This window comes from Pseudomonas sp. SIMBA_068, from assembly GCF_046534705.1.
In the GTDB taxonomy this organism is placed as follows: Bacteria; Pseudomonadota; Gammaproteobacteria; order Pseudomonadales; family Pseudomonadaceae; genus Aquipseudomonas; species Aquipseudomonas putida.
In genome coordinates this window covers 1-260 of sequence record NZ_JAWRYI010000852.1, presented here as the reverse complement: position 1 = coordinate 260, position 260 = coordinate 1, and the positions used below count along the sequence as shown (strand labels likewise).

The following is a 260-nucleotide window of genomic DNA, read 5'->3' as shown; positions in this document are numbered from 1 at the left end:
CTGGAAACGCCGGTGATGGAAACGCGTGTTGGGCAGAAAATCCCTAACCCAACCTGGACGCCTACGGCAGGCATTCGTCAGCGTTCGCTGGAGCGTGGCATTAAATTACCGCCAGTCGTTCCTGCCGGACCAAATAACCCGCTAGGACGTTACGCACTGCGCCTCGCGCATGGTAATGGCGAATACCTCATTCATGGTACCAGTGCGCCGGACAGCGTCGGTTTGCGCGTCAGTTCAGGGTGTATTCGCATGAATGCACC

The 260-nt window shown here is 57.3% G+C and carries 1 pseudogene; it reads left to right on the top strand.

The window, feature by feature from the left end:
* Window positions 1–260 (top strand): annotated as a pseudogene (ldtE, locus tag SB756_RS31750) (L,D-transpeptidase LdtE); the annotation flags it as partial.